Annotated in this window: 19 protein-coding genes and 1 riboswitch; of the genes, 6 read left to right on the top strand and 13 right to left on the bottom strand. The window is 59.4% G+C overall.

The genetic code is table 11. The annotated features are described in order from the left end of the window. Positions 1-51: 51 nt before the first annotated feature. From BM074_RS08355 to tkt, 4 genes are all read right to left on the bottom strand, one after another. Positions 52-1,077, bottom strand: a complete 1,026-nt coding sequence (locus tag BM074_RS08355; RefSeq protein WP_091921033.1) for a class I fructose-bisphosphate aldolase — start codon at positions 1,075-1,077, stop codon at positions 52-54. A gap of 265 nt (positions 1,078-1,342) precedes the next feature. Next, positions 1,343-2,536, bottom strand: a complete 1,194-nt coding sequence (locus BM074_RS08350) for a phosphoglycerate kinase (RefSeq protein ID WP_091921031.1) — start codon at positions 2,534-2,536, stop codon at positions 1,343-1,345. Positions 2,537-2,656: 120 nt separating this feature from the next. Further along, a complete protein-coding gene (gene gap, locus BM074_RS08345) occupies positions 2,657-3,664 on the bottom strand; it encodes a type I glyceraldehyde-3-phosphate dehydrogenase (RefSeq protein WP_091921029.1) in 1,008 nt (335 codons plus the stop codon). 58 nt (positions 3,665-3,722) lie between these two features. Continuing rightward, positions 3,723-5,708: a transketolase gene (gene tkt / locus BM074_RS08340; protein WP_091921027.1), complete on the bottom strand. Its 1,986-nt coding sequence runs from the start codon at positions 5,706-5,708 to the stop codon at positions 3,723-3,725. 347 nt (positions 5,709-6,055) lie between these two features. Between tkt and BM074_RS08335 the strand changes: the two genes are divergently transcribed. Continuing rightward, the gene (locus BM074_RS08335) at positions 6,056-6,328 is read left to right on the top strand and encodes a DUF4164 domain-containing protein (RefSeq protein WP_027231169.1); all 273 of its coding nucleotides are present in this window, start codon (positions 6,056-6,058) and stop codon (positions 6,326-6,328) included. Positions 6,329-6,350: 22 nt separating this feature from the next. After that, the gene (locus BM074_RS08330; RefSeq protein ID WP_027231168.1) at positions 6,351-6,716 is read left to right on the top strand and encodes a cell division protein ZapA; all 366 of its coding nucleotides are present in this window, start codon (positions 6,351-6,353) and stop codon (positions 6,714-6,716) included. 7 nt (positions 6,717-6,723) lie between these two features. On the opposite strand, the gene BM074_RS08325 is transcribed toward BM074_RS08330, so the two are convergent. The 5 genes from BM074_RS08325 to BM074_RS08305 all read right to left on the bottom strand — a co-directional run bounded on the left by BM074_RS08325 (position 6,724) and on the right by BM074_RS08305 (position 12,043). Next, a complete protein-coding gene (locus BM074_RS08325; RefSeq protein ID WP_244532751.1) occupies positions 6,724-8,394 on the bottom strand; it encodes an ABC transporter ATP-binding protein in 1,671 nt (556 codons plus the stop codon). 84 nt (positions 8,395-8,478) lie between these two features. Next, positions 8,479-10,293 (bottom strand): ABC-F family ATP-binding cassette domain-containing protein, encoded by a 1,815-nt coding sequence (locus BM074_RS08320; protein WP_091921025.1) that lies wholly within the window; start codon positions 10,291-10,293, stop codon positions 8,479-8,481. 132 nt (positions 10,294-10,425) lie between these two features. After that, positions 10,426-10,758 (bottom strand): glycine zipper 2TM domain-containing protein, encoded by a 333-nt coding sequence (locus BM074_RS08315; RefSeq protein WP_091921023.1) that lies wholly within the window; start codon positions 10,756-10,758, stop codon positions 10,426-10,428. Between the two features lie 272 nt (positions 10,759-11,030). Then, a complete protein-coding gene (locus BM074_RS08310) occupies positions 11,031-11,312 on the bottom strand; it encodes a hypothetical protein (protein WP_027231165.1) in 282 nt (93 codons plus the stop codon). A gap of 86 nt (positions 11,313-11,398) precedes the next feature. Then, the gene (locus BM074_RS08305; RefSeq protein WP_091921021.1) at positions 11,399-12,043 is read right to left on the bottom strand and encodes a thiamine diphosphokinase; all 645 of its coding nucleotides are present in this window, start codon (positions 12,041-12,043) and stop codon (positions 11,399-11,401) included. Positions 12,044-12,416: 373 nt separating this feature from the next. Then, positions 12,417-12,535: riboswitch (TPP riboswitch) on the top strand. A gap of 44 nt (positions 12,536-12,579) precedes the next feature. Here BM074_RS08305 and thiB point away from each other — a divergent pair. The 4 genes from thiB to BM074_RS08285 all read left to right on the top strand — a co-directional run bounded on the left by thiB (position 12,580) and on the right by BM074_RS08285 (position 17,612). Continuing rightward, on the top strand, positions 12,580-13,596 hold the full coding sequence (thiB, locus tag BM074_RS08300; protein ID WP_091921019.1) for a thiamine ABC transporter substrate binding subunit: 1,017 nt from the start codon (positions 12,580-12,582) through the stop codon (positions 13,594-13,596). A 4-nt stretch (positions 13,597-13,600) separates the two neighbouring features. Further along, positions 13,601-15,235: a thiamine/thiamine pyrophosphate ABC transporter permease gene (gene thiP / locus BM074_RS08295; protein WP_091921017.1), complete on the top strand. Its 1,635-nt coding sequence runs from the start codon at positions 13,601-13,603 to the stop codon at positions 15,233-15,235. Continuing rightward, positions 15,228-15,980 carry a thiamine ABC transporter ATP-binding protein gene (gene thiQ, locus BM074_RS08290; protein WP_091921015.1) on the top strand — a complete coding sequence of 251 codons (753 nt, stop codon included), beginning with the start codon at positions 15,228-15,230 and terminating at the stop codon, positions 15,978-15,980. Before thiP ends, thiQ begins: the two co-directional genes overlap by 8 nt. A 204-nt stretch (positions 15,981-16,184) precedes the next feature. Next, the gene (locus BM074_RS08285; protein ID WP_027231160.1) at positions 16,185-17,612 is read left to right on the top strand and encodes a M48 family metalloprotease; all 1,428 of its coding nucleotides are present in this window, start codon (positions 16,185-16,187) and stop codon (positions 17,610-17,612) included. A 52-nt stretch (positions 17,613-17,664) separates the two neighbouring features. Here BM074_RS08285 and BM074_RS08280 read toward each other — a convergent pair whose 3' ends face one another. The 4 genes from BM074_RS08280 to BM074_RS08265 all read right to left on the bottom strand — a co-directional run bounded on the left by BM074_RS08280 (position 17,665) and on the right by BM074_RS08265 (position 22,757). Next, entirely contained in the window at positions 17,665-18,264 is a 600-nt protein-coding gene (locus tag BM074_RS08280; RefSeq protein WP_027231159.1) for a CarD family transcriptional regulator, read from the bottom strand. Positions 18,265-18,623: 359 nt separating this feature from the next. Next, complete coding sequence (fdxA, locus tag BM074_RS08275) at positions 18,624-18,962, bottom strand: ferredoxin FdxA (RefSeq protein ID WP_027231158.1); 339 nt, start codon at positions 18,960-18,962, stop codon at positions 18,624-18,626. Between the two features lie 314 nt (positions 18,963-19,276). Continuing rightward, complete coding sequence (locus tag BM074_RS08270; protein ID WP_091921013.1) at positions 19,277-19,675, bottom strand: RNA-binding S4 domain-containing protein; 399 nt, start codon at positions 19,673-19,675, stop codon at positions 19,277-19,279. A 1-nt stretch (position 19,676) separates the two neighbouring features. Continuing rightward, complete coding sequence (locus BM074_RS08265) at positions 19,677-22,757, bottom strand: helicase-related protein (RefSeq protein WP_091921011.1); 3,081 nt, start codon at positions 22,755-22,757, stop codon at positions 19,677-19,679. Positions 22,758-23,203: the final 446 nt, after the last annotated feature.

Here is a 23,203-nt window from a genome sequence, read left to right as displayed (position 1 = left end):
GACTGATACCAGCCCGGGTCCATCAGATACGCTTCTATAGATAAAAAACGCTTAAGCGGCCTTTTCGAGGTCCTTCTTCCAGCCGCCCATCGCAGCAAGACCGTTCATCTTGGCGCGGTGCGTAAAGGCACGCTGGCCGGCCGCGACATTCTCCGACTTGCCCTTCCAGGCGCTCAGCGCCGCAGCCTGCAGCGCGCGGCCATAGGAGAAGGTCAGCTTCCACGGCGTCGTGAAGTTCGCGTTCATCGCCGAAAGATGCGCAGTCGCTTCCTCGTCGCTCTGACCACCGGAAAGAAACGCGATACCGGGCACGGCGGCAGGCACCGTCGCCTTCAGGACGCGCACGGTCTGTTCTGCGACTTCGTCCACTGAAGCCTTGCGGGCTTTCTGGCCGTCGATGACCATGTTCGGCTTGAGGATCATGCCTTCGAACTTGACGCGGGCATCGTAGAGTTCAGCGAAGACTGTCTTCAACACGAGCTCGGTTACCTCGTAGCAACGCTCGATCGAGTGCGTGCCCGGCTTGCCGTCCATCAGCACTTCCGGCTCGACAATCGGCACAATGCCGGCTTCCTGGCACAGCGCGGCATAGCGGGCGAGCGCTTGCGCATTCTGCTTGACGGCGCCCCATGTCGGCAATGTGTCGCTGATCGAGATGACGCCGCGCCATTTGGCAAAGCGTGCACCGAGGCCATGATATTCGGCAAGGCGCTCGCGCAGGCCGTCGAGGCCCTCCGTGATCGTTTCGCCCGGATAGCCCGCAAGCGGTTTTGCGCCGGCATCGACCTTGATGCCGGGAATGCAGCCGTCGGCCTTCATGATGTCGACGAAAGGCGTGCCATCCTTGGCGCTCTGGCGGATGGTCTCGTCATAGAGAATGACGCCGGAAATATTGTTCCGCATCGCATCCTGCGAACGGAACAGCATCTCGCGATAGTCGCGCCGGCTATCGGCAGTCGATTCCAGGTCGATCGTGTCGAAACGTTTCTTGATCGTTGCGGTGCTCTCATCGGCAGCAAGAAGCCCCTTGCCGTCGGCAACCATTGCAATCGCGATATCTTCCAGGCGTTCGCTCATAGATTATTTTACTCCGTTTCCCATGCGTTGGCGCATATCAGAAGCCTAGGGGAAACAAAATGGTGATCCAAGCTATTGAAACGATTGAAATTTTTTCAACCGATTTAACAGCATAACATTTTCTGTTGTTCGTTAACTGGAAAATCGCTCAACGCCGGGTTGCGCCCACGCCGACCTATCGAGCGGCGGCGGCAAAGCCGAGCATTTGGCTTTGCCCGTCGCGACACCTTGCCCTCCCGACGAGGGGAGCAAGGCGTCGCTAATCTTATTTCTTCAACACATCGACGCCTGGAAGCGGCTTGCCTTCCATCCATTCCAGGAAGGCGCCCCCAGCCGTCGAAACATAGCTGAAATCGTCGGCAACGCCCGCATGATTGAGCGCGGCGACCGTATCGCCGCCGCCGGCGACGGAGACAAGCTGGCCGGCCCGGGTACGTGCGGCGACATGCCGGGCTGCAGCGACAGTTGCCTGGTCGAAGGGGTGCAGTTCGAAGGCACCGAGCGGGCCGTTCCACACCAGCGTCTTTGCATCATCGATGGCGCCCTTGATCCGCTCGATCGATTGCGGACCGACGTCAAGGATCATGCCGTCTTCAGGGATGGCATCGAGACCATAGGCACGGTGCGGGGCGTTTGCCTCAAAATGCCATGCCACCACCGCATCGACCGGCAGGATGATCGTGCAGTTTGCGGCATTCGCCTTGGCCATGATTTCGCGCGCTGTCGCGGCCAGATCGTGTTCGCACAGCGACTTGCCAACCTTCACCCCTTGCGCGGCGAGGAAGGTATTGGCCATGCCGCCGCCGATGACGAGCGCATCGACCTTCTGCACAAGATTGCCGAGAAGGTCGAGCTTGGAAGAAACCTTGGCGCCACCGACAATGGCGACGACAGGACGCTGCGGATTGCCGAGGCCCTTTTCGAGGGCCGTGAGTTCCGCCTCCATGGTGCGACCAGCATGGGCGGGCAGAACACGGGCTAGTCCTTCGGTCGAGGCGTGGGCGCGGTGCGCTGCCGAGAACGCATCGTTGACGTAGATGTCGCCATTTGCCGCAAGCGCCTTGACGAAAGCGGCATCATTCTTTTCTTCGCCCTTGTGGAAGCGTGTGTTCTCCAGCAGCAAAATATCGCCGTTGTTGAGCTTCGACACTGCTTCCGCTGCCTTTTCACCGATGCAATCCTCTGCGAACTGAACATTGCGGGCGATGACCTTGGAGACGGCGTTGGCGATGGGTTTCAGCGAGAATTCCGGCGTCGGACCATCCTTGGGCCGGCCGAAATGCGCGAGCAGGACCACCTTCGCGCCCTTGTCTGAAAGTTCGACAATGGTCGGGGCGACACGCTCGATGCGGGTTGCGTCGGTGACGACGCCATCGGCGACAGGAACATTCAAATCCACGCGCACAAGCACGCGTTTTCCTGCAACGTCGGCGTCATCAAGCGTTTTGAAAGCTGGCATCGTCTTACCCTCTATGGACTATTTACCCGGCCCTGCAGGCCAGAAAGATTGGTGGACCATCAAAAACAAAATGGCGGGTGTTGTCGACCCGCCATCCTGAAACCGTCAAAGCGTGACCAATCAGATCACCTTGCCGAACGCGACCGCGGTGTCGCCCATGCGGTTCGAGAAGCCCCATTCATTGTCGTACCAGGAAAGGATGCGCACGAAGGTGCCGTCCATGACCTTGGTCTGGTCGGTGTGGAAGACCGAGGAATGCGGGTCGTGGTTGAAGTCGATCGAGACATTCGGCGAATCCGTGTAGCCGAGAATGCCCTTCAGCTTGCCGTTGGCAGCGGTCTTGATCGCTTCGTTGATCTCCGCGACCGTGGTCGGGCGCTTGGCAATGAACTTGAAATCGACAACCGACACGTTCGGCGTCGGCACGCGGATTGCAGTGCCATCGAGCCTGCCATTGAGTTCCGGTAGCACGAGGCCGACGGCCTTGGCAGCGCCGGTCGACGTCGGGATCATCGACAAAGCTGCCGCACGGCCGCGATAGAGGTCCTTGTGCATGGTGTCGAGCGTCGGCTGGTCGCCCGTATAGCTGTGGATCGTGGTCATGAAGCCATGGTCGATACCCACCGCTTCGTTGAGCACATAGGCAACCGGCGCGAGGCAGTTCGTGGTGCAGGAAGCATTGGAAATGACCATATGCTCCTTGGTGAGCTTATGGTCGTTGACGCCGAAAACGACAGTCAGGTCCGCGCCTTCCGCCGGAGCCGAAACGATGACGCGCTTGGCGCCGGCCTCGAGATGTGCGGCAGCCTTGTCGCGGGCGGTGAAGATGCCCGTGCATTCAAGCGCGATATCGACGCCGAGTTCCTTCCACGGCAATTCGACCGGGTTGCGAACGGCGGCCACCTTGATGGGCCCACGACCGACGTCGATCGTATCGCCGGAAACCGTGACGGTACCGGGGAAGCGCCCGTGAACGGAATCATAGCGCATCAGATGAGCATTGGTTTCGACCGGGCCGAGATCGTTGATGGCAACGACCTCAATATCGGTACGGCCGGATTCGACGATTGCCCGAAGAACATTGCGGCCAATGCGGCCAAAACCGTTGATTGCAACGCGAACTGTCATTTCTGTCTCTCCCTGAGGGTTAGGAGCCCTTGGTTGGATTATGCTGGAAATCGTCTGGTTATTTCAACTTGCCTTCGGCCGCTGCGACAATTGCGTCCGCGGTGATTCCGAAATGCTTGTAAAGCTCTTCGATCGGGCCGCTGGCGCCAAAACCGGTCATGCCGATGAAGATGCCGTCGAGACCGATGAAGCGATCCCATCCCATGCGGATTGCCGCTTCGACCGCGACCTTGACGGGCGCATCGCCGAGTACCTTCGCCTTGTAATCATCGCTCTGTTCCTCGAACAGTTCAAAGCACGGCACGGAAACGACCCGAGTGGGATGGCCGTTGGCTTCGAGCTGGTCGCGGGCTGCGAGCGCGATCTCGACTTCGGAACCGGTTGCGAAAATGGTTACCTCGGCCTTGCCGCTTGCCGCGGCGAGTTCGTAGGCACCGTAGGCGCATTTGTTTTCATCGACATGTTCGGTACGCACCGTCGGCAGGTTCTGACGGGTGAGCGCCAGGGTCGAGGGGCGCTTGCGTGATTTTAGCGCGATCTCCCAGCATTCCGCGGTTTCAACGACGTCCGCCGGGCGGAATACGTAGTTGTTGGGGATGGCGCGCAGGGCAGCGAGGTGCTCGACCGGCTGGTGCGTCGGACCGTCTTCGCCAAGGCCGATCGAGTCATGCGTCATGACGTAGATGACGCGGATGCCCATCACGCAGGAAAGGCGCATCGCGCCGCGCGCATAGTCGGAGAAAGTGAGGAAAGTGCCGGAATAGGGAATAAGGCCGGCATGCAGCGCGATGCCATTCATCGCAGCTGCCATACCGTGCTCGCGGATGCCGTAATGGACATAGCGCTGGCCGTAATCTTCCGGGGTGATGTTCTTCGTCTGCGTCGTCTTGGTATTGTTGGAACCGGTCAGATCGGCGGATCCGCCGATCGTCTCCGGAACAATGCCATTGATGACTTCAAGCGCCATCTCGGATGCCTTGCGCGTGGCAACCTTCGGCTTTTCTTCCGAAAGCTTTTTCTTGTAGGCGATGATCGCGGCCTCGAAGCCGGCAGGCAGGTCGCCGGCAACGCGCCGTTCGAATTCCGCGCGGATACCGGCGTCAACGGAGGCGAGACGGTTGCTCCAGGAAGCATGCTCCTTCAACGAACGCTGACCGGCAGCGCGCCATGCCTCCAGAATGTCCGCGGGCACGACGAAGGGCTCGGCGGTCCAGCCGAGCGCTTTTTTGGCGCCGGCGAGCTCTTCCGCGCCGAGGGGCGAGCCATGCACCTTGTTGGTGCCGGCCTTGGTCGGCGCACCGAAGCCAATCGTCGTGCGGCAGGCGATCATCGTCGGCTTGTCGGACTTGTGCGCATCCTCGATGGCAGCGGCGATAGCCGCCTGGTCGTGACCGTCGACTTCGAGCGTATGCCAGCCCGACGCTTCGAAGCGGGCGCGCTGGTCGGTGTTGTCGGCAAGCGAAACGGGGCCATCAATGGAAATATTGTTGTGATCCCAGAAAACGACGAGCTTGTTGAGCTTCAGGTGACCGGCAAGTGCGATCGCCTCCTGACTGATGCCTTCCATGAGGCAGCCGTCGCCGGCGATGACATAGGTGTGGTGATTGACAAGGTCATTGCCGAAATGCGCATTCATGATGCGCTCGGAAAGCGCCATGCCAACCGAATTGCCAAGACCCTGGCCGAGCGGGCCGGTCGTCGTCTCGATGCCCGATGCGTGACCATATTCCGGGTGGCCGGCTGTGCGAGAGCCGAGCTGGCGGAAATTCTTGATCTCCTCGATCGTCATGTCCTCGTACCCGGTGAGGTAGAGAAGCGAATAGAGCAACATCGAGCCGTGGCCCGCGGAGAGGACGAAACGGTCGCGATCCGGCCATTGCGGCGCTTTCGGATCGAACTTGAGGAACTTGGTGAAAAGGACGGTCGCAATGTCGGCTGCGCCCATGGGAAGGCCGGGGTGGCCCGAATTGGCCTTTTCAACGGCCTCCGCCGACAGGAAGCGGATTGCATTGGCCATTTGGTTGGATTTTTCAGAATTGGTCATGGTTACCGTCTTTCGTGGAGGAAAGGAGACGCCGTTTCTGGAAGCCGGTCAGACAATATCCAAAAGGCACGCGACACATAGCAGGTGTCATCAGGGAGTCAATAAAACCAGCCCCGGACCGGGCATTATTGGCCGGTCCGATTGCGCCAAATCAGGTGATTTGTCACGGTTTGCGACAAAATTTGATCGCCGGTGATCCCGCGCGTCATTCGATTATCGGTGCATGACTTGGTCATGACAGCGCGGATTGATTGACGCAACGTTCATGCAACCTCTAGACTCCAGTCCATAAGCTGTTCTTCTTTTTTGCGATTCGCGAAAAGGTCGACACATAAGGGGAAGCGAAAATGGCATCGGAGGCCACCCTCAAACAGGTCCTTGAACGATTGGGAAAAGCTTTGGCCGCGCTCGAGGATGCGGTGGACATGCGATTGGAGCACGAGGGCGATTTCGCCGAGGCCGAAGAAGAAGTCCAGCGCATGAACATGGACCGTCGCAAGCTGGCCCAGGAACTCGATGCATCCGAGGGGCGCGCCGAGCGTCTCGAGGCGGCTAACAAGGAAGTTTCGCGCCGTCTTGTCGCCGCGATGGAATCCATCCGCACCGTTCTGGACCGCTGAAGGGCTGAAGGGAGCTTACGCCATGGCCACTGTTACCGTAACGATCGATGGCAAGGCCTACCGCATGGCCTGCGACGAAGGCCAGGAACAGCACCTGACCGGCCTCGCGGAGCGTTTCGATCAATATGTCACTCACCTTAAATCCTCGTTTGGCGAGATCGGCGACCTGCGCCTCACGGTCATGGCCGGCATCATGGTGATGGACGAGTTCAACGAGTTGCAGATGCGGGTGAAGGGGCTCGACAACGAGGCCGAGGCCCTGCGCAAGAGCCGGGACGAGGCCCTGATGCGCGCCGACAAGAACGATGCAGCAATAACCGGCGTGCTTTCGGAAGTAACGAACCGCATCGAAACGCTGACGACCAAGCTTTCGCCCAAGCCAAACTAGCACATCGTTACGACACGAAGGCGCAGCCATCGGCGAGCCGGATAACCCGATCCTCCGGGCGAATGACTGTTTTCCGATGAGTGATGGCGATGATGGTTACCTCGTCCTTCAAACGACGCAGCCCTTGCATGATATCGGCCTCAGTACCCTCGTCGAGGGCGGAACTCGCCTCGTCGAGCAGAAGCATTCTCGGATTGGCGTAGAGCGCACGGGCAATGGCGATACGCTGGCGCTCGCCGCCTGAGAGTTTCAAGCCGCGCTCCCCGACAACGGTCGCAAAACCCTCGGGAAGCTGTGCGATGAAATCGTCGATGGCAGCGTTGGCGGCCGCCTTGAGAAGCAGCTCGCGGTCGAGCGGCCGGCCGAGCACGATATTCGCCTCGATCGTGTCGTGCAGGAGCATGATTTCTTGCGGCACGACGCCGATCGCCTTGAACCAGTCGGAGCGTGCAATGGTCTTCAGATCGACCCCGTCCGCCGTAATGCGCCCTGATTGCGGCTCCAGCGATTTCAGGGCAAGCTTGAACAGGGTCGATTTGCCTGCACCGGTTTCGCCGGTAATGAAAGTTACCCGTCCGCGCTCGACGCAAAAACTGATGTCTTTCAGTCCTTTGGACTCGCGGTAGCCGAAAGCGACCTGGTCGAAACACAAGGTTCCCTCGACCAGGGTGAACACGTTGTGTGCGCTGGGCTCAGGCTCTTCCGGCGCCATCCACATCCGCGCGAAGGGCAGGAATTCGGAATAGGACTTCACCAGGTCGTCGATGGCATAGCCGATCATTTCGAACGGTTGATTGAGCTGCAACAACAGCATGTTGAACAATACGACATCGCCTACCGAGAGTTCGCCGGCCTGATAACGCGGCAGCAGGACAACGAAAGCGATTACCAGTTGAAGCGCCAGCGCCGTTCCATGGACGCAGGCGAAGCTTATTTCGATATTTACGTATTTTCGCCACTTCTCGCGAACCGTCCGCGCATTTTCCGCAAAGCGCTCTCCTACCCAGTTCGCGCTTCCGAAATAGCGCAGCGTTTCCATCGAATTGACCGAATTGCCGACAAAGCGCGCGTTTTCCTGGCTCGTTTCAATGGCTACATCAAGATGCGGCCGTTCCCATTTGTTGGAAAAGTAGGTAGCGGTTATGAAGAACGCACCGTAGCCGAACACAATCGCGGCAATTTCCCAGTTGATCGTTGCGCCGAGCGTGACCACGGTCAGCGTAATGCGGATCAACCCCGGTAGGATTGCCAGGATCCCAAGCTGGATCACGCCGGCGAGCGCGTGTTGGCCGCTCGACTGGGCGCTTTGAATCTCCGCAGGATTATGATCGATGAAGAAGGCGACATGCTTTCGCAGCAGCCTTGCGAAAAAGCTCGTCCCGGCAATGAAATTGACGTTTTGCGCATTCATGAACGACAGGCTTTGAACCACGCGCTCCAGCGCCGTCTGCAGACCCTGAAGCACGGCATATGTCACCCAGCCCAAAAGCAAGCTCTCGGCAAGTTTGTCCGCGCCAAGGCGATCGACCAAACGCGAGAAAAAATAGGGGGCCATGACCGATGTAACGGCCGACAGGGCCACTACCGCTGCGATCAGGAGAAGCGTCCAGCGCGATTGTCGCCAATAGATATGAAGAATAGAGCGCAAGGGCTCGGCTAGCACGCGCCAATCGACCAAGGTTCCGGCTCCGGATAGGTGGGAAAGCCGGCAATCTCTTGCAGGAGCGCGTCGGGGGCAACCCCTACCTTGGACTAAATGATTTCAGCCTTCGATCTCTTCGCGCAGCATTTCGAGTTCGAGCCATTCATGCTCATGCGCTTCGAGGCTATGCCGCTTCTTGGCGATATCGTCGACGGTCTTGTTGAAGAGACCGGCATTCTTGGCGAAGAGGTCCGGGTCGGCGAGTTTCTTTTCGAGCGCGGCAATTTCCGCATGCAGCGTCTCGATCTTTGCCGGCAGCGTTTCGAGCGCGAATTTCTGCTTGTAGGATAGCTTGCGCTTTTCCTCTCGCGCCGGCGCCGCTTTTCCTGCGTCGCTCGTCGCGGCGGACGCCTTCGCGCCCTTGATTTCCTTGCGTGTCGCCAGCGCTTCCTTGCGCTGCGCCAGCATGTCCGTGTAGCCGCCGGCGTATTCGAGCCAGCGTCCATTGCCTTCCGGCGCGATCACCGACGTCACCGTACGGTCGAGAAAATCGCGATCGTGGCTTACAAGCAGCACGGTTCCCGGAAAGCCCGCGACCAGTTCCTGCAGCAGATCGAGCGTCTCCATGTCGAGATCGTTGGTCGGCTCGTCCAGCACGAGAAGGTTTGCGGGTCGGGCAAGAACGCGCGCCAGCATCAACCGCGCCCGCTCGCCGCCGGAAAGTTCGCGGATCGGCGTGCGCAATTGCTCCGGCTGGAACAGGAAGTCCTTCATGTAGGAAGCGACATGGCGTTGCTCGCCATTGACGATGACGTTCTCGCCGCGCCCGTCTGTCAGATAGTCGGATAGCGTCTGTTCGAGATTGAGGCTGTCGCGCCTCTGGTCGAGCACCGCGATTTCAAGATTGGTGCCAAGTTTCAGCGTGCCGCTGTCGGATGCGAGCTGGCCGGTGAGCATGGAGAGAAGCGTGGTCTTGCCGGCACCATTCGGCCCAACGAAACCGACGCAATCGCCGCGCTGGATCCGGGTCGAAAAATCATCGACCAAGACATTATCGCCGTAGGCCTTGGACAAATGCTCGGCTTCGATGACCAGCTTGCCCGATTCCCTTGCGTCGCTGGCCTTCAGGACAGCCGTTCCCTGCGCCCGCCGGTGATTGCGGAATTCGCTGCGCATGGTCTGCAATTCGCCAAGGCGGCGCATGTTGCGCTTGCGCCGTGCGGTGACGCCATAACGCAGCCAATGTTCTTCACGCACGATCTGGCGCCCGAGCTTGTGAAGGTCGCGTTCCTCTTCTTCGAGGATCTTGTCGCGCCACTCCTCAAAGCCGGCGAAACCCTGTTCGAGCCGTCTCGTAACGCCGCGATCCAGCCACACCGTCGCACGGCTGACGTTTTCGAGAAAGCGCCGGTCATGCGAAATGACCACGAGGGCCGAGCGCATCTGGCGAAGTTCGCCTTCCAGCCATTCGATCGTCGTCAGGTCGAGATGGTTCGTCGGCTCGTCGAGAAGCAGGATATCCGGCTGCGGCGCGAGCACCTTGGCAAGCGCCGCCCTGCGCGCCTCGCCGCCCGAGAGATTGTCTGGCTTTTCTTCGCCGGTAAGCCCCAGATGTTCCAGCAGATAGCCGACGCGGTAGTGGTCGTCGGCGGGTCCGAGCCCAGCTTCCACATAGTCGTGGACATTTGCAAAGCCATCCATGTCCGGCGCCTGCGCGAGATAGCGCACTGTCACGCCCGGATGCTTGAACACCTCGCCATCGGTCGGCGCAATGAAGCCGGCCGCGATTTTTAACAGCGTCGATTTGCCCGAACCATTGCGTCCAACCAGGGCAATGCGATCACCCTCGCTGACGGAAAGCGCAGCATCGGTCAGGAGCGGCGTGCCGCCGAATGTCAGCGCAATCTGGTCGAGACGAAGCAGTGGTGGGGCCATGAAGAAATCAAATCCAGCGGTACAGGCAGACCGGGAGTGGCCGGGCGCATGGCCTTTTCGGCGAGAAACGTGCCCCTGTCAAATAAAACAGGCCGGAATTTTCCGGCCCGTCGTTGGACTGTGCGTTGAAAATCAGTATCCGCTGCCGCCATAGGCGCCGCCGCCATTGCCTTCGCAAGGCGCGGTATAGATCGAGCCGTCACGCCGCTGGTAGCGGCAGAGGTTCTGCGTCTGGCCTTGCGGCGTCGTTACGGTACCGATTGCGGCACCGAGCAAGGCACCGCCTGCTGCACCAACCACCGTGCTCTTCGTGTCATGCCCCAGCGCCTGGCCGGCAATCGCACCCAGGCCACCGCCAATCAGGGCGCCCGTCCCTCCACGTACGTTTTGCTCGCTCGTTGCGCAACCGGCAACAGAGACGGCCAGCAGCGCGGATACCGCAATCGCGGTCAGACGTAACTTCATGACAAATCCTTTCATGTCCAAAACAGATGCGGCGGACCCTGCTGTGCCAATAAGGCAGAAGAAAGTTTTCCGTCGCGCTTACCAACAAATTATGACGGAGCCCTCGTCGACATTCTCGGCTCGTGTCCCGAGGATCATGGCTGTATGAAACCGGTGGAGGGTCCGCGTACGCCACGCTCACCTACGATCAGTAGCGTCGTTGGGCTACTCCGCCCTGGCCAAAAAAACAGGCCGGGAAAATCCCGGCCTGCTCTTATGCAAGAAATAACCGATTATCGGCACGGAGCCTGATAACGCTGGCCATAACGATTCTCGTATGTGCAATAACGATTGCTATTGTTGTTGGTGGCAGCACCAACCAAAGCACCACCGGCACCGCCGATTGCAGCACCTGCAAGGGCGCCCTTGCCACCGTTGATTGCACCACCAGCCAATGCACCCAATGCCGCACCGCCTACGCCGTAGCCGGCGACGCGCTGATCAGACGTGGTGCACCCTGCGGCCGAAAACGCCAGGAGTCCGGCGACTGCAATCGTGGACAAACTTTTCAACATGGAAGACCTCTCCCGTTGTTAGAACCAAATTTCAACAGCTTGCGTCCCCAATGCTGTCCTGCAACAATTACATCTAGCGCTTTTTTTTACAAGCCGGATGCCGGTTGCAAGGCAGCAATCAGGATTGCCTTACCTGAATCGAGCGATACCCGGAGAGTTCCGCGTACCGAATTCGAGACAGTAAGCGATGAACCGAAAGAAAGTTCCATATTTTGCAGCGGCCAGCGCGCGCCTTCGATAAAAAGGCCGTGCAATGGCGAAAATGCAACAATGCTGAAGAGCGTATCTTCGGGGAAATCGAACCTATAGGAACCTGCGACCAGCGGATGCGCTTCTTCATCACCGCTGGAGAGGATTATCTTGCGGCCCTCGGCCGCATGGGCGGTCGCCATGGTGAGATGCAGGAGCGTGTGATCTGTGCGCGAACCGCCGAACGCCCCGCACAGAATGACCTCGGTTGCGCCGAGCCGATAGGCCTGGTTGAGCGCCAGCTCGCCGTCCGTCATATCCTTTGCAGCCGGGAAAACCGAACGGGGAACATGCGCATAACGCCGGTCGAGTTCGGGCGACGTCGAATCGAAATCGCCGAGCCAAAGCTCGGGTTCGAGGCCGAGGGCTTCGGCATGTGCTATGCCGCCATCGGCCGCAAGGACGCGGGCACCGGCGACGAGGTCCCTGAGGCGATCATTGGCGTGGACGGTTCCGCCGAGAAGAATGACAAACTTGCTCATGACGCGGCCATAGCATGCGGCACCCGCGCCGCATAGCGTCGTTCAGCGTGACATGAAGCTGCCGGGCAAAGGCATGCGTGCGAATGCTAAAACCCTGTAAGCTGCACCAGCGAGATACCGTAGAATATGTAAGCCCCGATTGCCGTGGCGATGGCGATGACCACCAGCATGGCCCCATCCGTGAGTTCGAACATTTCTGCCCCCTTAGTCTTCTTATTGTTCTGAAGGGAAATCTAGCAGATTCGCGGGCGCATGGCTTCACACAAATCCGGGTTAATTAGCGCGGACTAACTGGCCCCCAAAATTGCGATCGCAACCACACGCAAGACGGGCAATCGGCTTGCGCCGACCAATGTTTTTCTTTAATCTTTGCAACGCTCTAACGGGGTGCCTGCCAGAAATGACAGGCTGAGAGGCACAAGGTGAAACACCTGCCAACCCGCGGAACCTGATCCGGTTTGTACCGGCGGAGGGATTAGACGCGGCATCACAGCCGGCGCACCAATCCTTTTGAACACCAAGCTAAGGAGGCGCCGATGCGGCCGCTAACGACATTATTGAAATTTGCACTCATAATCGGTGCGCTGGCCCTCGCTTTCCCGGCGGGTGCCAACGCCGAAGGCAAGCTCACCGTCTATACCTATGAAAGCTTCACCGCAGAGTGGGGCCCCGGCCCCAAGGTAAAGGAGGCTTTCGAAACACACTGCGGTTGCACGGTCGACTTCGTTGCCGTGACCGACGGCGTTGCCCTTCTTAACCGGTTGAAGCTCGAAGGCACTGCAACGAAGGCGGACATTGTACTCGGTCTTGATACGAACCTCACCTATGAAGCGGCAGCGACCGGCCTCTTCGCGCCGCACGGCATCGATACGAAGGCAGTAGTAATTCCGGGTGGCTACAAGGACGATACTTTCGTACCCTTCGACTATGGCTACTTTGCCGTTATTTATGACACGGAAAAGCTGACGAACCCTCCGGCGAGCCTCAAGGACCTCGTCGAAGGCGATCCGAAACAGAAGATCGTCATAGAGGACCCGCGTACTTCGACGCCGGGCCTCGGACTGCTCCTGTGGGTAAAATCGGTCTATGGCGACAAGGCGGGCGAAGCTTGGGCCAAACTCAAGAACCGCGTCTTGACCGTTACGCCCGGCTGGTCGGAAGCATACGGCCTCTTCACCAAGGGTGAAGCGCCGCTTGTCCTCTCCTATACGACATCTCCTGCCTATCACGAGATCGCCGAAAAGACCGAGCGCTACAAGGCGGCCTCGTTCGCCGAAGGCCACTATCTGCAGGTTGAAGTCGCGGGCCAGACCACGACGGGCGCGAAGAACCCGCTGGCCAAGGAATTTCTTGCCTTCATGACCTCGCCTGCCTTCCAGGACGCCATCCCGGAAAACAACTGGATGTTCCCGGCGGCAAAAACCAGCGCGCCGCTGAACCCGGCCTTCGACAGGCTGGTAAAGCCCGTAACGACCCTGATGTTCTCGCCGGAGGAAGTCGCCAAGAACCGCAAGGCCTGGATCGACGAGTGGCTTGCGTCGATGAGCCTGTAACGCATTGACGCCCACCATCTCCCTCAAACCTTTGGCCGGGGCACTCGCCCTGGCCTTTCTCGCCCTGCTTGCGGGGGGAGCCTTGCTCGGTCTCCTGAGCGAGGCATTGCGTGGCAATACCGAAGGCTTTGCTGCATTCGACAGCTATTTGTGGAGAGTTGCACGCTTCACCCTGTTGCAGGCCGTTCTTTCAATGCTGCTCTCGATCGCCTTTGCCATCCCGCTGGCCCGGGCCCTCCATGCCAATCCTGATTTTCCGGGGCGGCCGATGATCTTGCGCCTTTTCGCCCTGCCCCTAGCCCTGCCCGCGCTTGTCGCTGTGCTCGGGATCACCAGCATTTACGGACGCAACGGCCTTCTCGCTGCACTGCTTGCGCAATCCGGCTTTGAAATCATACCGAACATCTACGGCCTCACTGGCATTCTGATCGCCCACGTGTTCTTCAACCTGCCGCTGGCAACGCGGTTCATTCTCGCCAGCCTCGATTCAATTCCGGAAGATTACTGGAAGCTCTCCGCTCAGCTCGGCATGCGCGCATTGGCGCAGTTTCGCCTGATCGAATGGCCGGTAATACGGCGCAATCTTGCCGGCATTGCCGGGCTGATCTTCATGCTGTGTATTACGTCTTTCACCATCGTGCTGACGCTTGGCGGCGGGCCGCGCGCGACAACGCTGGAAGTGGCGATCTACCAGGCGCTCCACTTCGACTTCGATATCGCGCGCGCCGTATCGCTCACCCTGTTGCAGCTGACCCTGACGGTCGCGGTACTTTTGCTCCTCAGCATGGCCGGCCGTCCTACGGAGGAGGGTTTCAGCCTGCGCACGACGGCCCGCCGCTTCGATAGGCCTTCTGCCCGTGCAAGGTCGTTGGATGCTATTCTCATTTTCGTCAGCGTGCTCTTCGTCGGATTGCCAATGGCAGGCACCGTGGTTTCCGGTCTTTCTGCCGATCTTTCGCGTCTGCTGGGCGAAACGCAGGTGTGGCGGGCAATCCTAACCAGCCTCGGCCTTGGCGCTGGCGCCGGCCTTCTCGCAACGCTGATTTCGCTCGTCCTCGTTACGGCACGCGAGGACATCGCAAACCGCCGCCGTTACGGAACGCCCGGCATTTTTGAACGCGCCCTTGACCTTGGCGCCAGCCTCATCATGGTTGTGCCACCGATCGTCATCGGAGCGGGGTGGTTCATCCTGTCGCGCCATTTCGTAGACCCGTTCAGGCTTGCGCCGTTCATGGTCGTCAGCGTCAATGCGGCGATGGCAATTCCATTTGCATACCGCATTCTGCGACCGGCCTGGGATACGGCGGCGAGCCGCCATAACCGGCTCTGCGCCGAACTGGGCATCAGGGGATGGAACAGGCTCCGCCTCATCGACTGGCCGGTATTGCGGCAGCCCTTGTGGATTGCCTTTGCATTCGCAATGGCGCTTTCGCTCGGCGATCTCGGAACGATCGCGCTTTTCGGAAATGACGCTGTCCAGACGCTGCCCTACCTCCTGTTGCAGCGCATGGGCAGCTATCGCACTCAGGATGCGGCCGGTCTCGCCCTGATACTCGGCTGCCTGTGCCTGCTCCTGATGATCCTTGCTGACAGGGGCGCCAACCGCCTGAAGACACGCGAGGTGCGTAGCGATGGTTGAACACACCAGTGAAGGATCGCGGCATGGCGCGGAAATCCGCCTTGAATCGGTGGATTTCGATTATGGCGAGATGGCGATGCATTTCGACCTTGTCATCGAGCCTTCCTCCATCGTCACCATCATCGGGCCGAGCGGATCGGGGAAATCGACGCTGCTTAACCTCATCGCCGGCTTCGAGCCGGCAAAGTCTGGACGCATTTTCATCGAGGGCAAGGACGTGACCCACGCCGCGCCTGCCGAGCGGCCCGTCTCGATGGTGTTTCAGGAAAATAATCTGTTTGCTCATCTCGATGTCGCGGCCAACGTCGGACTGGGCCGTCGGCCGGATTTGCGCCTTGACGACGCCGACCGTGCCACAATCATGGAAGCAATCCGCAAGGTCGGTCTCGCCGGCAAGGAGCAAAGGAAGCCTGAAGCCTTGTCCGGCGGCGAGCGCCAACGCGTCGCCATTGCGCGGGCTCTGGTGCGAAAGCGGCCGGTACTTCTGCTCGACGAAGCTTTTGCGTCGCTGGGCCCGGCGCTGCGCCATGAAATGCTTGACCTCGTCGAAACCCTGCAGCGCGAAACCGCAATGACCGTGGTCATGGTCACGCATCATCCTGACGATGCGCTGCGCATGGGGTCAATCCTGGTCTTTCTCGACAATGGCACGGTCGCGGCCAAAGGACCCGCACAGGAACTTTTATCCGAACAGGGACCATCGCTGTTGCGGAAATACCTCGGTGCGAAAGACTCTGACCTTTGACATATTTTCGACGCCTTGGCTTACTTAAGAAAAAACCATGAAATTCTTGCTCAGGACAGTTCATCGGGATAGCAAGAAGGATGGTACGCGAGTCTGCTGCTTCGCGATGACAACGAGGATATGATTCTGGGTCCGCACGATCTGCAATTGAGCCACGGATGGTTCCCTCCCGCCACCCGCCGCAGGAATCTTGCGTCGGCAACGCTGCTGCTCGCCTTTTTGTCAGGTTGCCAGGTGCTGAGCGTGACCAAGGAGGACGCCATTGGCCCCTCCTCCAACCCCGTGACCGTGGACAATGTCAGCAAGAACGACCGGCTGGCAAAGCTCAGCGCCGAACAGCATCCGCGCATCCTTGCAACCTATGGCGGCGAGTACAAGGATGCCAAGCTTGAGCGCATGGTTGCGAAGGTCGTCGGCAACCTGACCACCGTGTCCGACAATCCGACCCATACATACCGCATCACCATTCTGAACTCGCCTAACATCAATGCTTTCGCCTTGCCCGGCGGCTATCTCTACGTGACGCGCGGCCTGCTTGCGCTTGCAAATGACAGCGCCGAGCTTGCCGCCGTCATTGCCCACGAAATGGGTCACGTCATCGCCAACCATGGCATCGAGCGGCAGCAGCGCGAACAGGAAGCGCAGATTGCCGGACGTGTCGTCTCGGAAGTCCTCCAGGACGATAGCGCCGGTCGCGAGGCCCTCATTCGCGGCAAGCTGCGCATGGCGCAATTCTCACGCAACCAAGAATTGCAGGCCGATGCGATCGGCATCAAGATGATCGGCGAGGCAGGCTATGACCCGTTTGCCGCCGCTCGCTTCCTGCAATCCATGGCCTCCTATGCGGATTTCCGCAGCGTTTCCGGGGCGACGGACGCCAGTCTCGACTTTTTGGCGAGCCACCCGTCCGCGCCACAGCGCATCGAGCTTGCCCGCGGCCACGCCCGGCGGGTTGGGGCCCCCGGCGTCGGCACCACCGATCGCGATTCATTCCTGCAAGGCATCGACGGCATCCTCTATGGCGATACGCCCGAGGAGGGTTTTGTCCGCGGCCGCAGCTTCGTTCACCCGCTGCTTGGCGTGAGCTTCACAGTGCCGGAAGGCTTCGTCATCGACAACAGCGCCGATGCGGTTATGGCAACCGGCCCCGGCGAAGTGGCCATCAGGTTCGATGGAACGCAGGTCTCCGGTAACCCTTCGATGACGGACTATATGCGCAGTGGCTGGGTCACCGGGCTCGACAATGCGAGCGTCACCGCGACGACTTTCAATGGCATGCCCGCAGCGACGGCGAAGGCACGGGCGGACCGCTGGGAGTTCGACATCTTCGTCGTCAACGCCGGCAACCGCATTTACCGGTTCCTGACCGCCGCGCCGGCCGGAAGCGCCGCGCTCAACCCTGCGTCACAGACCGTTATCCAGAGCTTCCGCCTGCTCACCACGCAGGAAAAGGCGAGCATCAAGCCGCTGCGTATCCGGGTCGTCATCGTCAAGCCCGGTGACACGCTCGTAAGCCTTTCCAATCAGATCATGGGGACGGATCGCAAGCTCGATCTCTTCCGCCTGATCAATGCACTGCCGCCAGGCGGCACCGTCTCCGTCGGCGACAAGGTCAAGATCATCAGCGAATGACAATAAAAAAGCCCGGCATTGCCGGGCTTTTTACGATCGATGAAAAAACAGCTTATGCCGCTTCTTCCTGTTCGTCTTCGACGGCGATGTCAGCATCGGCATCGGCTTCTTCAGCCTTCGCACCGCGCTTCGGGCCCTTGGCGAGGTTAACCTCGATCAGCCGGACGGCTTCTGTTTCCGACATCTTGTTGACGGCGGAAATTTCACGCGCCATGCGGTCGAGCGCAGCTTCGTAAAGCTGGCGTTCCGAATAAGACTGTTCAGGCTGATTGTCTGCGCGGAAAAGGTCGCGCACGACTTCCGAAATCGAAATAAGGTCGCCGGAATTGATCTTTGCATCATATTCCTGCGCGCGGCGCGACCACATGGTGCGCTTGATACGGGCGCGGCCCTGGACAACCTTCAATGCGCGATCGACATAATCGGTCTCGGATAGCTTGCGCATGCCGATGGCAGTCGCCTTGGCAACCGGTACCTTCAAACGCATCTTGTCTTTCTGGAAATCGATGACGAAGAGTTCGAGCTTGTGGCCTGCAACTTCCTGTTCTTCAATATTTACGATCTGGCCTACACCGTGGGCAGGATATACAATAAATTCACCCGTTTTAAATCCAATACGCTGGGCGGCTTTCTTCTGCTGAACTGCTGTCATTCGCTTAATAACTCCTTGTTGCGCCCGGCAAAACGCACCGGCTAGAACCAACCACTGGACCCGGATTACCGGTCTGTCGGCCGTCAATATGTTCACGCAAAAGCAATCCGGACGAACCAGCGGGCTGAGGCACACAAACAACCACACCCTGAACTGTTAGGTCCGAAATAAATCTAGCCGATTGGTGATTTATGCTTTAGCGCCACGAAATTGACGTCCAATGATCAACATATCAAAGGACCATAACATGAAAAGTGATTAGAATCAACTTTTTGCTGCACTTGCTCAAAAATAGTCAGAATGCAAGTCTTGAAAATTGCAGCAAATCAAGTCTTGCAAACACAGGATTCGGGAACGATTCAATCGCCTTCGCCGGGCTCGGCTGAAAAGAATTTTTCAAACTTGCCTTCGACGCCGTCCATCTCCTTCGCATCGGCAGGTGCATCGCGCTTCTGCGAGATATTAGGCCACTTGTCGGCATATTCCGCGTTAATCTGCAGCCAGCTATCGAGACCCGGCTCGGTATCCGGCTTGATCGCTTCCGCCGGACATTCAGGTTCGCACACGCCGCAATCGATGCATTCGTCAGGATGAATGACGAGCATATTTTCGCCTTCATAGAAACAATCGACCGGACAGACCTCAACGCAATCCATATATTTGCAGCGGATGCAGTTATCGGTCACAACGTAAGTCATTTGCAGGCTCCTGAAGACACCACACTCAGTGTGTCAGCGGTTGAGGTAACGATTTGGCGCCGGGCTGACAAGAGGGGAAAATCGGCTGCGGCACCAGAACGCGCCCCGTCAAAGGTCTAAGTCGCGGAAACGAACTCCATCCAACCTGGCCAAGGGCAAATCCAAGTATGCGCGCCGCCTTTCTTCGCACCGGGCAGGCCCGTCAACAAGCAACCAGCATCCTTTGCTAGCGCAGATTGCGGAATAATATTTTAGCTGTGCGGCCTTTGGTGGAGATTATTTCGACGTGGCCGTCAATACTTGCAATTGAGCCGTCAATTGTCGCGGTCGTCGTCGATGCCATCCATCAGGCGATCCACCTGCCGGCGTTCGCGCTTTGTCGGGCGCCCGCTGCCGACGTCGCGTTTCGGCAGCAAGTCGAGTTTGCTCACATCGCCTTTAGGCACTGGCGGCGGCGACATATCCTCATAGAGCGTGCGCGCTTCTTCGGCCGGGCCGCGTCTTTGTCCGCCATCGAGCACTCGATAGATGAGTATGCGCCGATCAAGCGTAATCGTCAGCACATCGCCCGCTTTGACGCCATGCGACGGCTGGTCGACTTTGTCCTTGTTGACGCGAACGCCACCGCCCGAGACAAGCTTCGCTGCGAGGGAACGGGATTTGACGACCCGCGCGAAGAATAGCCACTTGTCGATGCGCTGGCGGTCCGACATCCTATTTTTTCAGTTGCTCCTTCAAGGCAAGGAGCTTGGCAAAGGGCGAATCCATGTCGATCTTGACTGGCCGCTCCTCACGCTCGGGACGCTTGCCATGCTGCGGCTTGCCGTTGTTGGGCTTGCCGCCTTCGTTCTTGAAGCGATCATTGCCTCCGGGCTTGCCCTTGCCACGGAAATGTTCCTTGCGCTCGCTCCGCTCGGGCCGCACATTCTCGTTGTTTGCCGGGCGAGGGCCGCGTTGCTCGGCCTGGTTGTTGCCCCGGGCTTCCGCACGGGCGTTGCCGCGCTTTTCCTGATTGCCGCGATTGCCGCGGCCATCGAAACGGGCCTGCCGCCACAAAAGAATTGGCTTTGGCGCCTCTTCGGGGGCGCTCGGTGCAGCCTCTACAGTTTCCGCCGCTTCTGCGGGAGCGCTGGCGACAACCGTGGTCTCTGCCGGTGCGGCAGCGGGTTCAGCTACTGTCGACGTGGCTTCGGATGCGGCGTGCTCTGCCTCGACAGCATCGGCTGCAACCGGTTCTGCCGTTGCTTCGGCTGCGCCACCTTCCGCAGCCGGAGCCGCTTCTTGCGCGGGCACGGGGGCCGCATCGAGCTCGACGAGCTTGGCGGCGACTGCTGCGGCGTCGGTCGCTTCCGCACGGTAGCCGAGATTCTTCAGAATCTCTTCCATGTCGTCGGCAGTCGCGCCAAGAATCGACATCATTGCCGGGGTTACGACGAAGCGCGTCCCATCGTAAGCGCCATCCGGACGCGTGCCGGTTCCAGGCTTCCAGCCGAGAGCCGGGCGAATAAGATCAGCAAGCCGTTCGAGAATATCGATGCGAACCGCGCGGCGGCCAAGCAGCCGGTAACCGGCAAGGCGGTAGAATGCAGGATCAAAGCTTGCATCGGTGACGACCGAGGTGCGGCCGGCTGCGAGCACCTGTACGACGTCGCCATAACCTGGACGATCCTTGGCGTCTTCCTTGAGCGCCCAGAGCAGCGTCAACAGGCCGGCCGGAGCGGGCTTCAAGAGCAGTGGCAGGAAGACGTGGTACGCGCCGAACCGCACCCCGAGCCTGCGAAGCGCAGCGCGCGAGTCCTGATCGAGGCCGCGAACGTCGTCAGCAACATCGCGGCGCTGCAGGACACCGAAATTTTCGACGAGCTGGAAGGCAAGTCCCTTGGTGATACCGACGAGCGCATCGGCATTGGCGAGATCAACCAGCGGCTTGAGGACCGTCTCGATATGATGCGCCAGGAAACGATCGACGCGCGCGGCAACCTTATCGCGCGCCGGACCCGTCAATTGCTCATCCGCCAGAAGGACGGCGCGCGGCTTGAGCGCCTGCTCGCCCGGCACCACCGACGCGATCGGGGCGCCTATCCAGCGCAGGGTTCCATCCGACCCGAGGGCGAAGTCGCCATTGGCAGACGCGGCAAAGCGCTCTGCCCGGCTTTCGAACTCCGCGGCCAGGGCTTTTTGCGCGGCTGCCCGGAGGGCTTTGGCATCCGTTCCCTCGACCTGTGCGTCCGTTGTGAAACGGAATCCGTCCAGGCGTCCAACATGGTGCCCTTCGACAACGACGTCCCCGGCAGGGCTGATTTCGGCTTCTAGCATTGTATTCTCTCTCAGGCGCCTCATAAGCACGCTTGTCCTGCGGTCTACGAAGCGTTTCGTCAACCGTTCATGCAGTGCATCGGATAGTCTGTCCTCAATTTCACGCGTCTTTTCTTGCCAATGTGTCGGATCTGCCAGCCATCCGGGCCTGTGCGACACAAAAGTCCACGTTCTGATCTGGGCGATCCTGCGTGAAAGAGCGTCAATGTCACCGTCCGTGGAATCGGCCCGGCGCACCTCTTCGGCCATGTAATTCTCGTTTACATGACCGAATTCGACGAGATCGGTATAGACCGACGCGATGATGTCGGCATGCTGCGCCGGCGCGATCTTGCGGTAGTCGGGAAGCGCGCAGGCATCCCACAACAGCGCCACGCGCTCCGGCGTATTGGCAAGCGGGGCAACGTCGGGATCGGCCGAAAGAAACTCGAGCGCTTGCTGGTCGACGGCGGGGAGCGCACGCGTCAACCCCTCGATCGGTGCCGGTGTCTCGATCGAGCGTTTCAGCGCGGCGATGCTCGAATAGTCGAAACGGGCCGTCCGCCACTGCAATATCTTGACCGGGTCGAATGTGTGCGACTCGACGCGTTGCACCAGCTCCTCGGAAAAACCGGAAATTGCGCCCGTGACGCCAAAGGTACCGTCGCGCAGGTGCCGCCCGGCTCGTCCGGCAATCTGGCCGATCTCGGCAGACGAAAGGTTGCGGAACTGATAGCCGTCGAATTTCCGGTCCTGGGCGAAGGCGACATGGTCGACATCGAGGTTGAGACCCATGCCGATCGCGTCGGTCGCGACCAGATAGTCGACATCGCCCGACTGGTAGATTTCGACCTGCGCATTGCGCGTTCGGGGACTCAAGGCCCCCATCACCACGGCAGCGCCGCCGTTCTGGCGCCGGATGAGTTCGGCGATCGCGTAGACCTCCTCGGCCGCGAAGGCTACGACCGCGGTGCGCGGCGGCAGGCGGGTAATCTTCTTCGATCCCGCATAGGTAAGGTTGGAAAGCCGCGGCCGCGTGACGACGGAAATGCCGCGCAGGAGCTTTTCGAGAATACCGCGCATAGTGGCGGCGCCGAGCAACAATGTTTCCTGGCGCCCGCGCAAATGCAGGATGCGATCGGTGAATATGTGCCCGCGCTCGAGATCATTGGCGAGCTGCACCTCGTCGATGGCGACGAAATCCATGTCGGTCTGGCGCGGCATGGCTTCCACTGTGCAGACCGAATAGCGCGCGCCGACTGGATTGATTTTTTCCTCGCCCGTTATCAGCGCAACGTTTGCCACGCCGACGCGCTGCACCACGCGGTTATAGACCTCGCGCGCGAGCAGCCGCAGCGGCAGGCCGATCATCCCGGTCTGGTGCGATAGCATCCGTTCGATGGCGAGATGCGTCTTTCCCGTATTTGTCGGTCCGAGTACGGCCGTAACGTCACGGCCCGTCAGGACGAGAGGAAGTTCAGAGGTGGGCATAAGGTTCATCAACTACATTCCAATACCGGTACCAAGGCCCAATCAGGTGAGTGAGTAGTAGCCGGGCATGCTTTTCCGCGTAGCACTTTCAACGTCCGACAGAAAGTATGCGGGGGCGACCGGATAAACAATCATGAACCGATTCACGGAGTCTTCCATTAAGAAATAGAACGCGAGAAGAACGAATCAGCTACGAATCAGCTCTAGGATGAGATTCCTGATTTGTTCACGGCAATATGTAGATTTTTGCAATCCGAGTCCAGCTAAATGCTGAATCGGCTTTTGCCGGGATGAGCAGTCCTGTGGCATCTGCATTAACGAAATGCCAGAATGAAAGACGCCCGATTGAATAAAATACGGCTTTTAATTCAATAAGTTATTAGAAATTCGAGCAGAAAAGTACTGCGTGTGGTTTTACTCCTGCGAATCCGACTGGAAGCGCGCAACGGCCAGGT

The sequence above is a fragment of the Phyllobacterium sp. CL33Tsu genome (assembly GCF_900113985.1).
GTDB lineage: Bacteria > Pseudomonadota > Alphaproteobacteria > Rhizobiales > Rhizobiaceae > Phyllobacterium > Phyllobacterium pellucidum.
The sequence above is the reverse complement of the archived record's forward strand: the minus strand, read 5'-3'. Positions and strand labels throughout refer to the sequence as shown.